Source organism: Amycolatopsis orientalis DSM 43388 (assembly GCF_000411975.1).
Taxonomy (GTDB): Bacteria; Actinomycetota; Actinomycetes; order Mycobacteriales; family Pseudonocardiaceae; genus Amycolatopsis; species Amycolatopsis orientalis_D.
In genome coordinates, this window is the sequence record NZ_ASXG01000125.1 from 1 (window position 1) to 12,577 (window position 12,577).

The window sequence follows — 12,577 nt, forward strand, 5'->3', positions numbered from 1 at the left end:
CGGCAACCCGGCAACCCGGCAACCCGGCAACCCGGCAACCCGGCAACCCGGCAACCCGGCAACGAACGATTACTCGGCGGCCGTCTCAGCGCAAGCCCGCGAACAGGTCGTCCTCCAAGCCGGGGCCGGTCTCGACCGGGCCGTTTGTGCGGGCCCGGTGGTAGTCCTCCCAGGGCCAGGCCTTCCGCTCGATCTCGCGCGAGTGCGCGAAGAACGGGTGCGCCGGATCCATCTGCGTGGCGTGCGCGCGCAACGCCGCGTCCCGGGTCGCGAAGTGTTCTTCGCAGCGGATGCGGGTGGTCACGGTGAGCACATCGGTCGGCGGCAGTTCTTCCAAAACCGGCCCCATCAACGACTCTTCCCCCGCGGCAAGGGTCGCCTCGTGCAAGGCTTCGAACCACGAGCGGCTGAGGGTGGCCAGGTAGTAGAGCTTGCGTGGGCTGCCGTCGTCGGATTCGTCGAATGCCGCGCTCGTCACCTCGTGGGTGCGGATGTGGTCGGGGTGTGGATAACCGCCGGTCTCGTCATAAGTGACCACCACCTGTGGACGAAATTCTCGCATCAGCTCCAGCAGCGGTTTCTTCGCTTCCGCCAAGGGAATCCGCGCGAAGCTTCCGGCCGGGGACGGTTGCGCCAAACCCGAGTCCACGTGACCGAGGAACGTCTGGCGGATGCCGAGAATCCTTGCCGCTTCGGCCATTTCGCGACGGCGGATAGCGGGCAGCTCCCGCCGGACGTCCGCACGGTCCAAAGTTGGGTTCAGCACATCGCCGCGCTCGCCACCAGTACAGGTGGCGACCAGAACGTCAACGCCTTCGGCTGCGTAGCGGGCCAGGGTCGCGGCGCCTTTGCTTGATTCGTCGTCGGGGTGGGCGTGCACGGCCAGGAGGCGGAGCGTCATTTTCGGGTTCCTTTCGGGAAGAAGAGGGCGGGAATGAAGCTCAGCAGGGAAAGGCCCAGTGCCCAGGCGAACGTGGTGCCGAACGCGGCCGCACCCGGCGGCTGCGCGTGCAGGATCGCCACCAGCAACGCCGTGCCCAGCGAGCCGCCGATGCGGTTGACGACGTTGACCGCGCTCGCCGCACGCGGGATCTGGCTGCGTTCCAGCGAGGTGTAGAGCATCGTCATGCCGGGTGTGGTCGTTGCGCCTAGGCCGAACCCGCGGATCAGCAGCGAAACTGTCAACAGGATCGGGCTGGGCGAATCTCCGAGTTGGGTGAAGGCGATCGTGCCGACGAGCGACAGCGCGATGCCGGTGAGCATGACTGTTCGCGGCCCGAAGCGATCCAGCAGCATTCCGCCCGCGAGGAGGACGACGGCGGAGCCCAGGGCCTGTGGAGCGAGCAGGAGCCCGGCGGCGAGTGCGGACGTGTGCTGGATCTGCTGGTAATAAAGCGGAAGCAACAGCATCGAGCTGTACAGCGACGCGCCCAGCAAGAAGGTGCTCGCGCTCGCGACGGTGAAAGCCTTGTGCGCGAACAACTTCAGGTCGAGCAGCGGCGCTTGCGCACGACGGGCGTGCCCGGCGTACGCGAGCAGCAGCACGGCACCGGCGATGGCGAACCCGGTGGAGCCTTCGCCTAATCCGTAGCCGAGTGCGCCGAGTCCTGGCGGGAGAAGCAGGAGGCCGCGGACGTCGAGCGGATCGCGCGTGTCAGCTGGTTCCTCGCGCGGCAGCACCCGTACGGCGAGCAGCAAAGTGGCGACGCCGAACGGCACGATCCCGAAGAACAGCCAGCGCCAGCCGAGGTCCTGGACGAGCGCGCCGCCAAGCATCGGTCCGAGCACCGGCGCGACGGTCGCGGGCAGGGTGACGACGCCGATCATCCGGCCCAGCCGAGGACCGGCCGCCTGCGCGAAAATCGCCTGGCCGACCGGTTGCATGAGCCCGCCGCCGAGTCCGTGCAGCACGCGGAACGCGATCAACGCCGGGGCCGACCAAGCGAACCCGCACAGCAGCGTCCCCGCCGTGAACAGCCCGACGGCCGCGATCCACACCTGACGCCCGCCGAACCGGTCGGAGAGCCAGCCGGACAGCGGGATGGTGAACGACGCGGCCAGCAGGTACGCACTGGCCACCCACTGCACGGTCGGCAGCGAACTGTCCAGGCCCCGCGCCATCACGCCGATCCCGACCGACACGATCGTCGCGTCGAGGATCGACAGCACCGCGCCCAGGATCAGCACCCCGCCGAGCCGGCGAAGCGCGGAATCCGAGACCGGATTCGCTGGCAGCCGCGTGGTCATCAAAGCACCCCCTTCATTAGGTCGGACCTGAGATTAGGTCGAACCTAGTTATTGGGTCAAGCACAAATTTAGGTCGGACCTAGTACACTGGCCGAGGTGAGCCTCAGGGAGCAGAAGAAGCTGGAGACGCGGCAGACCATCTCCGCGGTGGCGACGCGGCTGTTCATCCGGCGCGGATTCGACCAGGTGACGATCGCCGAGGTCGCGGAGGCGGCGCGGGTCGCCAAGATGACCGTGACGAACCACTTCAGCCGGAAGGAAGACCTCGTCTTCGACATCCGGAACGACTTCGTGGACTGGCCGGCGAACCTGGTCCGGGCCGCCCCGGAGACGCCGGCGCTGGTCGCCGTGCGGGACGGGTGTTTCGCGGAACTGGACAAGGCGAGCCCGCTGCTCGGGTTCGCGGACGTGTCCTTCGTACGGATGGTGCGGCAGAGCGAACGCCTCACGTCCGCGCTCCGCGACATGCACGTCGACCGGGAAATCCAGCTTGTCGCGGCGCTGCTGGACCGGCATCCGGACCGGGAAATGCTGTCGCGGGCCGCCGGGGCGCACCTGACGTCAGTCCTGCGGCTGCTTCTCGACGACGTCTGGCACCTGACCTGGCAGGACGTCCAGCGGGAGGCCTTGGTGGAGCAGGTCCGGGATTCCGCGGCGGTCGCGTTCGGCCAGCTGGAACCGGCGCTCGGCGACCTCTAACGCGCGGCACCCACCGGACGCGCGGTCCGCAGCTCCGGCTCCGGCGCGCCCTCGATCTTGAGCACGCGGAAGTCGCGCAGCCGGTCCGGAGCGATCGGCATCAGCAGATGCGAGAAGCGCCGGATCACCAGCGCGGTGACGACCGCGAGCGCGGCCGCGGTCAGGTCGGTGAGCGCGACCAGCAAGACGCTGTCCGCCATCGCCTGCACACCCGGCCGCATCCGCCAGATGATCGTGACGATCAGGAGGACCCAGTTCGCCACCCACGCACCCCACCAGCCGAGCACGAGCCGCGACGGCTTCGGCCGCTGGTCACGGGGACGGCGGAGCACGGCGTGCTCCAGTTCGCTGACCACCGACAACGCGAGCGGCAGGTTCGCGATCGGCACCAGCACGCCCACGAGCACCTGCCAAACCGGCCGCGGCGGCGCTTCCCCGGCCTCGTCGGCGGCGGCCTGCCGGGCGACCAGCAGCCACCAGAGCGACAGCCCCGCGGGCAGCAGCGAAAAGATCGTGGTGAGCAGCCCGGCGAGCATGACGAAAGCGTCGGAGAACCCGACGACGCTCGTGTTCAGCGCGGAATCACGGCTCTCCACAAGGAGCGCGTACCGCCAGATCTCCGCCGCCGCCGCGGCCACGGCGAGGACGGCGAACGTCCAGAGGATCGTGGTGAGGCTTCGCGCGAGCACCGGAATCCGATCGATCGGCCGGATCTCGCCGGACGCGGTGCCGGGCACATTCGTCGGGCGGCGCCAGGTCAGGTTCGGGAAGCCCCAGCGCGGCGGCACCGGATAGGACGGCGGGCCGGAGTAGGGCGTCGCGGGCACCGCGCGACGGCGACGGACGGCACTCGGCGGCGGGGTGGCGACCCAGCGCAGCTTGGCCGCTCGCTTCGGCTGGCTCGGCGGCGCTTGGTGCGTAGCCGGCCGGTGGATTGCGCCTTGCGGAGCGGCGGTGAACGGCCGCGCGTACGCCGGATGCTGTGGGTACGCCTGCGCTGGGTACTGCGGCTGGTACGGATTGGCGTGCTGCTGGCCAGGCTGCGCGGGCCCGGCTTGCGGCGCTGCCCAATGGCCGGGGTACGGCTGCGCACCGGGCTGCGGCGACGGTCCCGGCTGGCCAAAGCCTGTTGGACCGACATTCCCGCCGCCAGGCTGGGTTGGATACGGCGGCTGGCCCGGAGGCTGCTGCGGAGCCCAGCCAGGGCCGCCCGCCCCGGCATGGCCCGCGGCAGCACCGGGAACGGCTCCCGGAGAACCCGTCCCGGACCCGCCTTGACCAGCTCCAGCCCCCTCGCCCTGCCCAGCCTCGCCCGGCCGGGAAGCGTCGTCCCGGCCGAAGCCAGGCACGAACGACGCCGGATCCGCGGATTCCGGCGGCTCGGGACCAGACTGGGCAGGCATCCGTCAGAGAACCTCGGGTTCCGCGCCGGGGTTTTCGCTCACCATGCGACGGCCCTCGCGGGCCCAGGCGCCCATTCCGCCCGCGACGTTGACCGCGTCCCAGCCGCTCGCGTTGAGCCAGGCCGCGGCGCGCGCCGAGCGGCCGCCGGAGCGGCAGATCACGTAGACCGGGCTGTCCTCGGGGAATTCCGCGAGTTCGTCGACCCGCGCGGGCAGTTCGCCGAGCGGGATGTGCACCGCGGCGGGGGCGTGCCCGGCGGCCCATTCGTCGTCCTCGCGAACGTCGAGCAGGGCGACGTCCGCGGGAAGGTCGCGGACTTCAGCGGTCGGAATTTCAGCAGGGCTCACCACAGGTTCCATGCTCCCATGTCAGGACGTTGTACGCGTGTGAGGAACGCTAACCGCTAAGCCTTGCGGTGGCGTCCCCGGCCGGTCCGCAGCTTGTCGTCGGCCTGGCCGAAGCGGGCGACCGCGCGGTCGCGCATCAGGCCGAGCGGGTCGGGGGCGTGCAGGCGCAGCATGATGTCGTTCACCAGTTCCGGGCGGCCGGACCGGGTCAGCCGGCTCACCACGTAGGTCGCCAGGAACGCCGAGGGCACCGAGATCAGCGCGGGCTGCACGGTGTACCACGGCATCTTGTCTCCGGTGTACTCGCAGACGATGTTGTACGCCAGCGCGCCCAGCACCATCCCGCCGCCGACGATCATCCCGGCCAGCGCGCCCGGCCAGCTGAGCTTGCGCCACCAGATGCCGAGCAGCAGCAGCGGGCTGAACGTGGACGCGGCGAGCGCGAACGTCATCCCGATCGACAGCGAAATGTCCTCGGTGCGGAAGATCAGCGTGAGCACCATCGGGCACACCGCGACCAGCAGCGTCGCGACCCGGAAGTCTCGGACGCGGCCGGGCAGCAGGTCTGTCGACACGACCCCGGCCACGCTCACCAGCAGTCCCGAGCAGCTCGACAGGAACGCCGCGAACGCGCCCGCCGCCGTCACCGCGGCGAGGATTTGCCCCGGCCAGCCGGGCAGCACCGCGGTCGGCAGCAGCAGCACGGCCGCGTCGGTGTTTCCGGTGAGCAGCAGTTGCGGCACGTACATCCGCGAGAGCGCGCCCAGCATCGTCGGGAAGAGATAGAACAGCCCGAGCAGCAGCAGGACGTGCACGGTGGTGCGGCGCGCGGCCTTGCCGTCCGGGTTGGTGTAGAAGCGCACCAGCACGTGCGGCAGGCCCATGGTGCCGAGGAACAGCGCGAAAATCAGCGAGTACGTCTGCAGCAGGTCGGTGATGCCGCCCGACGCCGGATGCAGCCACGCGTCATTCGACGTCGGCGCGTCGCTCACGATCGGCACCGGCGTGCCCGCGGCGAATTCCAGCGTCGTTCCCGAGGAAACCTTGTGCGGCACGAGCGGCGACCAGCGCGCCATCCCAGCCGCGGGACCGTCGTCGATGTGGCCGTGTGCGTAGAAGAACGTCTCGGTGGTGACCTTGACGGTCACGTCGGTTTGCACCGTCACCTTGGTGTCCGACGGGAACACCGGTGGCGCGGGCGCACCGAGCGCGCGCACGCCGCCCGGGCCGCCGCCGGCGAAGAAAACCATGCACAGCACGAAAGTCGGCACGGCGATCGCGAACAGCTTGAGCCAGTACTGGAACGCCTGGACCACGGTGATCGCGCGCATCCCGCCGGCCATCACGTTGACCGCGACCAGGACGATGACGAGCAGCGCACCCGCCCACGCCGGCACCGGAACGATCTGCGCGAGCGTCAATCCGGCGGCCTGCAGCTGCGGAACCATGTAAAGGATCCCGATGAACACCGCGCCCGCGGTCGCGAACCGGCGCAGGCCGCGCGAACCGAGCCGGGCCTCCACGAAGTCCGGCAGCGTGTAGGCCCCGGACCGGCGCAGCGGCGCGGCGACGAACAACATCAACGCGAGATACCCGGCGGTGAAGCCGATCGGGTACCAGGTCGCGTCGGCGCCCTGCTTGAGCACCATGCCCGCGACCCCGAGGAACGACGCCGCGGAGAGGTACTCGCCGGAGATCGCCGCGGCGTTGCGGCTGGAGCGCACGGTTCGGCGGGCGACGAGGAAGTCGTGCGTGCTGGTGGCTCCGCGCGACGAACGGAAGCCAAGGTAGTAAGTCGCGAAGGCGACCAGCGCGAGGCCGGTCAACGTCCACGGGGTCAGCTGCACGGCGTGAATCCTCGCACGACCGCGCGCTTCCGGGACGCGCCGCCACCAGGGAGCGCATCCCCCGCGCGGGTCAGTTCTCGATCATGTCGACGAAGTCGCGTTCGTGCCGCTCGGCGAGCCGGTTGTACCAGAGGCCGACGGCGAAGAGGAACGGGAACGGAAGCAGGCCGAGCACGAGCCACGGGATCGGGATGCCGATCACGGTGAACCGCGCGACCGCTGGGAGGAAGTAGAACAACGCGGGCAGCACCCCGAGCACCGCCAGCACGAGCACCGCCAGCAGCACCGACGTGCGCAGCTGCACCTTCACCAGGTCGCGGACCAGCAGTTTTCCCCAGCTGGTCTGTTCCTCCAGTTCGATCCGCGCGCGCATCCGCCCCGACGACTGCCGCGAATCCGCGAGCACCACGCGTTCCCGCTTCGGCCGCACGTGCGCGGGTTCGCTGGAGCGAGGAGCCGGTTCGGGGGCGGGTGGCACCGGTTCGACCACCGCGCGGTCCTCCGGCCGCACGCCCAGCGTCGGGTCCGGTTTGCGGACGCCGTTCGAGAGCCGGTGGTAGGGGTCTTCGGGCGAGGACATCGACGGTTAGCCGCCCCGGCCGGAGCCGACGATGCGGTCCTTCAGCGCCCGGGTGTGCCGCCGGCTGACCGGCAGCACCTTCTCCTCGTTGCCGATCACGACCTGGTAGCCGCCCTGGCCCATCCGCATTTCGGTGATCAGCGGCAGCGCGACCAGGAACGAGCGGTGGATCCGCACGAATCCGGCCTTCTCCCAGCGTTCCTCCAGCTGGGCGAGCGGGATCCGGACGAGGTGGCTGCCCTCGGTGGTGAACAGCCGCGCGTAGTCGCCCTGGGCCTCGACCCAGCGCACCGACGAGCGCGGGATCAGCTTCGTGGTGCCGGCGAGTTCGACCGGGATGACCTCGTCGTCGTTCTTCACCGGCTCGGCGCCGCCCTGGCCGGCCGGCGGTCCGGCGACCGTGGCCAGCTTCTCGCGCACCCGCGAGACCGACCGGTCGAGCCGGTCCTGCTGGAACGGCTTCAGGACGTAGTCGACCGCGCCGAGGTCGAACGCGTTCACCGCTTCCTCGGCGTGCCCGGTGACGAACACCAGTACCGGCGACGGGTTCATCGCCGCGATCACGCGCGACATCTCCATGCCGGACAGGCCGGGCATGTCGATGTCGGCGAACACGGCGTCGACCGTCGGCAGGCCGTTGGCCCGCCGGGCAGCCAGTTCCGGGTCGTCGTGCGAGAACAGCCGCAGCGCGTCGGAGGCGTCCGAGGCCTGGAAAACGCGGTGGATGTGCGGGTTGTTCTGGAGTCCGTGGCTGAGTTCGTCCAGCCCGGCCAGCTCGTCGTCCACGGCGAGGACGATGAGTTTCCGGGTGTCGTCGTGAGCACTCACAGTGAGACGCATCCTGCCGATTGCGAGGTGCATTGTCCAGACCCCATCGGAGAGTGCACCTTGTGAGTGGCGTACCGGAGTCGCCACTCACGATGCCTCAGAGCCCGAAGCGCGCCCAAGCCGCCTTCGTGGTCACCGCGTCCAGCAGCGCGCTCGCCGCCGCGGGCGCCCCGATGCCGAGCCGCGCCAGCAGCGGTTTCTTCGGCTCCGCCACGGAAATCTCGGCGTCCGGATACCGCTTGCGGACGATCTCGCGCAGCGATCCGAGCCCGTCGACGAGCCCCAGTTCGACCGCCTTGTGCCCGAGCCAGACGTCTCCGGTGAACAGATCGGTGGAATCGGTCAGCCGGTCGCCGCGGCGCTCTTTGACCCATTCGACGAACAGTTCGTGCAGCTGGCCGTGCATGTTTTTCAGCCACTCGACGTCCTCGGGCTTCTCCGGGCTGAACGGGTCGAGCCGCGATTTGTTCTCTCCCGCGGTGTGCAGCCTGCGCTCGATGCCGAAGCGTTCGAGAAGGCCGGTGAACCCGAACCCGCCGCTGATGACGCCGATCGAGCCGACCATGGACGTCCGGTGCGCGTAGATCTCGTCGGCCGCGCAGGCCAGCCAGTACCCGCCGGACGCCGCGACGTCCTCGGCGAAGGCCAGCACCGGGACACCCTTCTCGTCGGCCAGCTGCCGGATCCGCTCCGCGACGAGGCCGGACTGTGTCGGCGCGCCGCCGGGCGAGTTGATCTGCAGCGCGACGGCCTTGAGCCGGTCGTGCGCGAACGCCCTGGTGAGCGCGGATTCGACGGCACTGAGGTTGATCGCGCCGCGAGCCAGCGGCGACGGCGTCGGCGTGATCACGCCGTGCAGCTTCACGACGGCGACCACGTCTTTGCGGTCGCCCCGGTCGCCGAGCACGGGAAGGCGGGAAGTCAGCTTGTCGGTCACGCTCATCTGCCCAGGCTAACCAGTTCAGTGCGCGGGCAGCATGCCCGAACGCGAGCCGTGCACCCCGTTGGGTTCCGGTTCGGGTTCGACCGGCGCCGGCGGCTGCTGCGGAACGTCGGCCGAGTAGTCCGGCATGTTCGGCCGCACGCCGAGCTTGAACTTCGGCACCCGCAGCGCGACCTTCATTCCCGCACCCGGCGCGGTTTCGACAGTGAGCGCGTAATCCTCGCCGAACACCTGCCGCATCCGCTGGTTGATGTTGCCGAGCCCGACGTGCGCGCCAGTGCGGTGCGCGTTGCGCAGGTCGGTGAGCTGACGCGGGTCCATGCCGATGCCGTCGTCCTCGACCGTGATCAAGGCTTCGTGCCCGTCGTCGCGCGCGATCACCGTGACGCAGCCGCCGCTCGGCTTGCTGGCGAGACCGTGTTTGACGGCGTTCTCGACGAGCGGCTGAATGATCAGGAACGGCACCACGACACTGAGCACCTCGGGCGCGATCTTCATCCGCACCTCGAGCCGCCCGCCGAACCGAGCGTTTTCGATGGTCAGGTAACGGTCGATGTTGCGCAGTTCTTCGGCGAGCGTGGTGTACATGCCGGACGTGCGGAACGAATAGCGCGTGAAGTCCGCGAAGTCCTGCAGCAGTTCGCGCGCTTCCTCCGGGTCGGTGCGAATGAGCGCGGAGATCGTGTTGAGCGCGTTGTAGACGAAGTGCGGCGAGATCTGCGCGCGCAGCGCCTTGATTTCCGCCTGCTGCAACTGGTTCCGGGATTCTTCGAGCCGCGCGAGTTCGAACTGCGTGCACACGAACTGGCCCACGGCCTCGGCCATCTGCACCAGCTTGCCGCGCGTGCGCCCGACCACGATCAGCGTCGCCTCGGCCTCGCCCTCAACGAGAATCGGCACGATCGCGGCGGTCTTCATCTTGCAAGTGCCCCGGTGATTGCAAGGCATCTTGTTGTGGTCGGCGACGGCGCGGCGATGCTTGCGCAACGCGGTCCCGATGTCGTCGACGACGTCCAGGTAATGATCGGTGGCCTCGCCCGCCCAGGACAACAGCGTGCCTTCACTGTCCGTGATGCCGACGGCGAGACAGTCGAGCACCTCGAGCAGCTCCGCCGTCATCCGGTTGGCGGCCTCCTCGTCGAGCCCCGCCCGCAAGTTGGGCGTGGCCTTGGACATCCGGTGGACGGCCTGGAGCACGGCGTCCTGGATGACCCCCTTGGGCCGGCGCGCCCGGAAGGCGAGGACCAGCACCACGATCACCAGGATGCCGACCAGGGCCCACGGGACGACCAGCGCGTAGGGGAAGTCGGACACGACGTCCATGCTCTGCGCTCGACCGACCGGGTGCAAGGTCTGCTTCCCACTTTCTGTCCATTAGCGACGACCGAGGGTGGGCAAACCCTACCGTCACTCCCGGTGAGCGTGAGAATCTTGCGCCATTCGGGTGGCTGCGGTGGCTGTGGGTCGCCGAAGAGTGGGATGAAGGGACCCTTCATTACTACGGAACGTTATGGGGTGACGGGACCCTTCATTGCTTGCTAGTGCGGATGGTGGTTCTTGCGCCTGCCCCTTGGCAGCGGCACCGAGATTGAGGGACCCTCACGGCCGGAGATTCGCCCAGGTTCCCCTCACGACGAGCCATCGGCCCGAGCCACCGACCCGCCGCAACCGACCGAGCGCGAAGTTCGGCGCGCCGCCGCATCCGATGTGTGGTTCGGTGCATCCCCCGAGCCAACGCGGCAGTCGCTGCCCGCCCGCACCCAACGCGAGATCCGACACCCCACGCATGCTGCGCGGCATTCGGCGCATTCCTCGCATGCAGCGCGGCATTCGACACCCTCACGCACTCAGCGCGAGTTTCGGACGCCTCACGCACTCAGCGCGGAGTTCGACGCGCCCCACACCCAGCGGCGCTCTCTGCACCCCCACGCACTCAACGCGGCGTTCAGTGCATCCCACGTAACCAATGCGGCATCCGGCGCATCCCCGCACCCAACGCGACGTTCGCTGCGTCCCAAGCGGCGTTCGCCGCACCCCACCCACGAAATGCGAGATCCGACGCCCTCTCGCACTCGGCGCGGTATTCGGCACATCCCACGCACCAACGCGACATTCGGCGAGCCCCACACACCCAAAGCCACATCGGAACGCACCCGAAAACCGCAGCCGCCGCACCCAACCATCGAGGAACCCAGCCCCCGCCCTGCACCCCGATACGAAGCCTCCCTGCACAATCAAACTTCGGGGTGCCCCACGCCACCCCTCAAAAGCAATGTCGCCGCCAGGCGACGAGCCGTCCACACAAGGCCCTACTTCAACAACCGAGACATCCGCCGATCAGCCAACGGCTTCCCCCCAGTCTGACAAGTCGCGCAATACTGAAACGACTTGTCCGCAAACGAAATCTCCCGAATAGTGTCCCCGCACACCGGACAAGGCAGCCCAGTCCGAGCATGCACCCGCAGCCCAGACCGCTTCTCCCCCTTCAACCGCGCGGCCTTCTGCCCCACCGAGCGCGCCACCGCGTCCGTCTCCACCTCGTGAATCGCCTCGGCCAAAATCTCTAACGCCCCGTCGTCCAGCTTCCCGACGGTCGCATAAGGCGACAACTTGGCCCGATGCATGATCTCGTCGGAATAAGCGTTCCCGATCCCCGCGATCACCGACTGATCAGTCAACGCCCATTTCAACCGCGTCCCCTTGCCCTGGAACAATTCCCGCAACTGGGACGCGTCGATCGCCAGCGCGTCCGGCCCCAGCCGGGCCACACTCGCCACTTCGGAGGGATCCGCGACGATCCACACCGCGAGTCCCTTTTTCGTCCCCGCCTCGGTCAGGTCGAAACCAGGACCGGAAGCCGACTCCAGATGCACCCGCAGCGAGATCGGCCCCTTCCCCGGCTTCAACGGAGCCGGGGACAACGCGTCCGACCACCGCAGCCACCCGGCGCGCGCTAGATGGACCACCAGGTGCAGGTCACCGAGCACGACATCCAGATGCTTGCCGTGCCGGGTCGCGTCGGTGATCTCACGGCCATGCAGCTCGGTATACGCCGGCACCGCGGTCTTCAGCACGCTCAGCGACGCGACATCCAGCCGGAAAACGGTGCTCCCCACGGCGTGTTCGCGCAGGTGGTGGGCCAGTGCTTCGACCTCGGGCAACTCGGGCATGGCACCAGTCTCGCGCGCCGGCCCGGTTCCGGCCAGGCCTATTCGACCGGGTGCAGCGGACCGTCGAAGTCCGGCAGCGAGTGCCGCTGAATCGTCTTGGAGATCCGCTTCACCTCGCCGGACACGGTGAACATGCCGCGGATCGTGCCGACCCAGCGCTCCGACGGCCGGTCGCCCGCGACGTCGCCCTCGGTCTCGGCGACCACCGTCCACGGGCGGCGCAAGATCCACCGCAGCGGGAAGAACAGCACCACCAGCAACAACGCCAGCAGCACCCACGCGGGCACCTTGACCACGTCCGGGGTCCACACCACCAGCGCGATCACCAGCAGACCCATGACCACGATCATCGCGATGCCAGGTCCGTAACTGCCTGCGACGTCGTGTTCGAAATCGTCAGCGGTGGCGGGAGCCCGCCACTCCATCTGGGCACGGACCACCCAATGGCGACCGTCTTCGCCGCGCACCAGCCGGTTCATCCTGTTGCCTCCCGGGCGACGTCGAACTCGGTC

12 protein-coding genes are annotated in these 12,577 nt (G+C 69.0%); 1 reads left to right on the plus strand and 11 read right to left on the minus strand.

Translation table 11 applies throughout. From position 1 onward, the window contains the following. Positions 1-85: 85 nt before the first annotated feature. The gene (gene mca / locus L942_RS25140) at positions 86-901 is read right to left on the minus strand and encodes a mycothiol conjugate amidase Mca (RefSeq protein WP_037365001.1); all 816 of its coding nucleotides are present in this window, start codon (positions 899-901) and stop codon (positions 86-88) included. Continuing rightward, positions 898-2,247, minus strand: a complete 1,350-nt coding sequence (locus L942_RS25145) for a DHA2 family efflux MFS transporter permease subunit (protein WP_051166229.1) — start codon at positions 2,245-2,247, stop codon at positions 898-900. The genes mca and L942_RS25145 overlap by 4 nt, the downstream gene beginning before the upstream one ends. A 96-nt stretch (positions 2,248-2,343) precedes the next feature. Here L942_RS25145 and L942_RS25150 point away from each other — a divergent pair, with 96 nt between their 5' ends. Next, complete coding sequence (locus L942_RS25150) at positions 2,344-2,946, plus strand: TetR/AcrR family transcriptional regulator (protein ID WP_051166230.1); 603 nt, start codon at positions 2,344-2,346, stop codon at positions 2,944-2,946. On the opposite strand, the gene L942_RS25155 is transcribed toward L942_RS25150, so the two are convergent. The 9 genes from L942_RS25155 to L942_RS25195 all read right to left on the minus strand — a co-directional run bounded on the left by L942_RS25155 (position 2,943) and on the right by L942_RS25195 (position 12,544). After that, positions 2,943-3,881, minus strand: coding sequence for a DUF4328 domain-containing protein (locus L942_RS25155; RefSeq protein ID WP_081655227.1), 939 nt, complete (start codon positions 3,879-3,881; stop codon positions 2,943-2,945). The two genes, L942_RS25150 and L942_RS25155, sit on opposite strands and share 4 nt — an antisense overlap. A gap of 471 nt (positions 3,882-4,352) precedes the next feature. After that, positions 4,353-4,709: a rhodanese-like domain-containing protein gene (locus tag L942_RS25160; protein ID WP_037365006.1), complete on the minus strand. Its 357-nt coding sequence runs from the start codon at positions 4,707-4,709 to the stop codon at positions 4,353-4,355. Between the two features lie 44 nt (positions 4,710-4,753). Next, a complete protein-coding gene (locus L942_RS25165; RefSeq protein WP_037365007.1) occupies positions 4,754-6,544 on the minus strand; it encodes a sodium/solute symporter in 1,791 nt (596 codons plus the stop codon). A gap of 70 nt (positions 6,545-6,614) precedes the next feature. After that, positions 6,615-7,124 carry a hypothetical protein gene (locus tag L942_RS25170; RefSeq protein ID WP_037365008.1) on the minus strand — a complete coding sequence of 170 codons (510 nt, stop codon included), beginning with the start codon at positions 7,122-7,124 and terminating at the stop codon, positions 6,615-6,617. A 6-nt stretch (positions 7,125-7,130) separates the two neighbouring features. Next, on the minus strand, positions 7,131-7,964 hold the full coding sequence (locus L942_RS25175; RefSeq protein WP_037365078.1) for a LytR/AlgR family response regulator transcription factor: 834 nt from the start codon (positions 7,962-7,964) through the stop codon (positions 7,131-7,133). Positions 7,965-8,049: 85 nt separating this feature from the next. Continuing rightward, positions 8,050-8,895, minus strand: a complete 846-nt coding sequence (locus L942_RS25180) for a S49 family peptidase (protein WP_037365009.1) — start codon at positions 8,893-8,895, stop codon at positions 8,050-8,052. A gap of 18 nt (positions 8,896-8,913) precedes the next feature. Beyond that, positions 8,914-10,218 carry a sensor histidine kinase gene (locus tag L942_RS25185; RefSeq protein WP_037365010.1) on the minus strand — a complete coding sequence of 435 codons (1,305 nt, stop codon included), beginning with the start codon at positions 10,216-10,218 and terminating at the stop codon, positions 8,914-8,916. A 986-nt stretch (positions 10,219-11,204) separates the two neighbouring features. Continuing rightward, complete coding sequence (locus tag L942_RS25190; protein ID WP_037365011.1) at positions 11,205-12,065, minus strand: Fpg/Nei family DNA glycosylase; 861 nt, start codon at positions 12,063-12,065, stop codon at positions 11,205-11,207. A gap of 38 nt (positions 12,066-12,103) precedes the next feature. Next, the gene (locus L942_RS25195) at positions 12,104-12,544 is read right to left on the minus strand and encodes a DUF983 domain-containing protein (protein WP_037365012.1); all 441 of its coding nucleotides are present in this window, start codon (positions 12,542-12,544) and stop codon (positions 12,104-12,106) included. Between the last annotated feature and the right edge of the window lie 33 nt (positions 12,545-12,577).

Coding starts and splice junctions, on each gene's coding strand:
- L942_RS25185 (WP_037365010.1), bottom strand. CDS start 10,218: ATGGACGTCGTGTCCGACTTCCCCTACGCGCTGGTCGTCCCGTGGGCC.
- L942_RS25170 (WP_037365008.1), bottom strand. CDS start 7,124: ATGTCCTCGCCCGAAGACCCCTACCACCGGCTCTCGAACGGCGTCCGC.
- L942_RS25160 (WP_037365006.1), bottom strand. CDS start 4,709: ATGGAACCTGTGGTGAGCCCTGCTGAAATTCCGACCGCTGAAGTCCGC.
- L942_RS25195 (WP_037365012.1), bottom strand. CDS start 12,544: ATGAACCGGCTGGTGCGCGGCGAAGACGGTCGCCATTGGGTGGTCCGT.
- L942_RS25145 (WP_051166229.1), bottom strand. CDS start 2,247: ATGACCACGCGGCTGCCAGCGAATCCGGTCTCGGATTCCGCGCTTCGC.
- L942_RS25180 (WP_037365009.1), bottom strand. CDS start 8,895: ATGAGCGTGACCGACAAGCTGACTTCCCGCCTTCCCGTGCTCGGCGAC.
- mca (WP_037365001.1), bottom strand. CDS start 901: ATGACGCTCCGCCTCCTGGCCGTGCACGCCCACCCCGACGACGAATCA.
- L942_RS25175 (WP_037365078.1), bottom strand. CDS start 7,964: ATGCGTCTCACTGTGAGTGCTCACGACGACACCCGGAAACTCATCGTC.
- L942_RS25190 (WP_037365011.1), bottom strand. CDS start 12,065: ATGCCCGAGTTGCCCGAGGTCGAAGCACTGGCCCACCACCTGCGCGAA.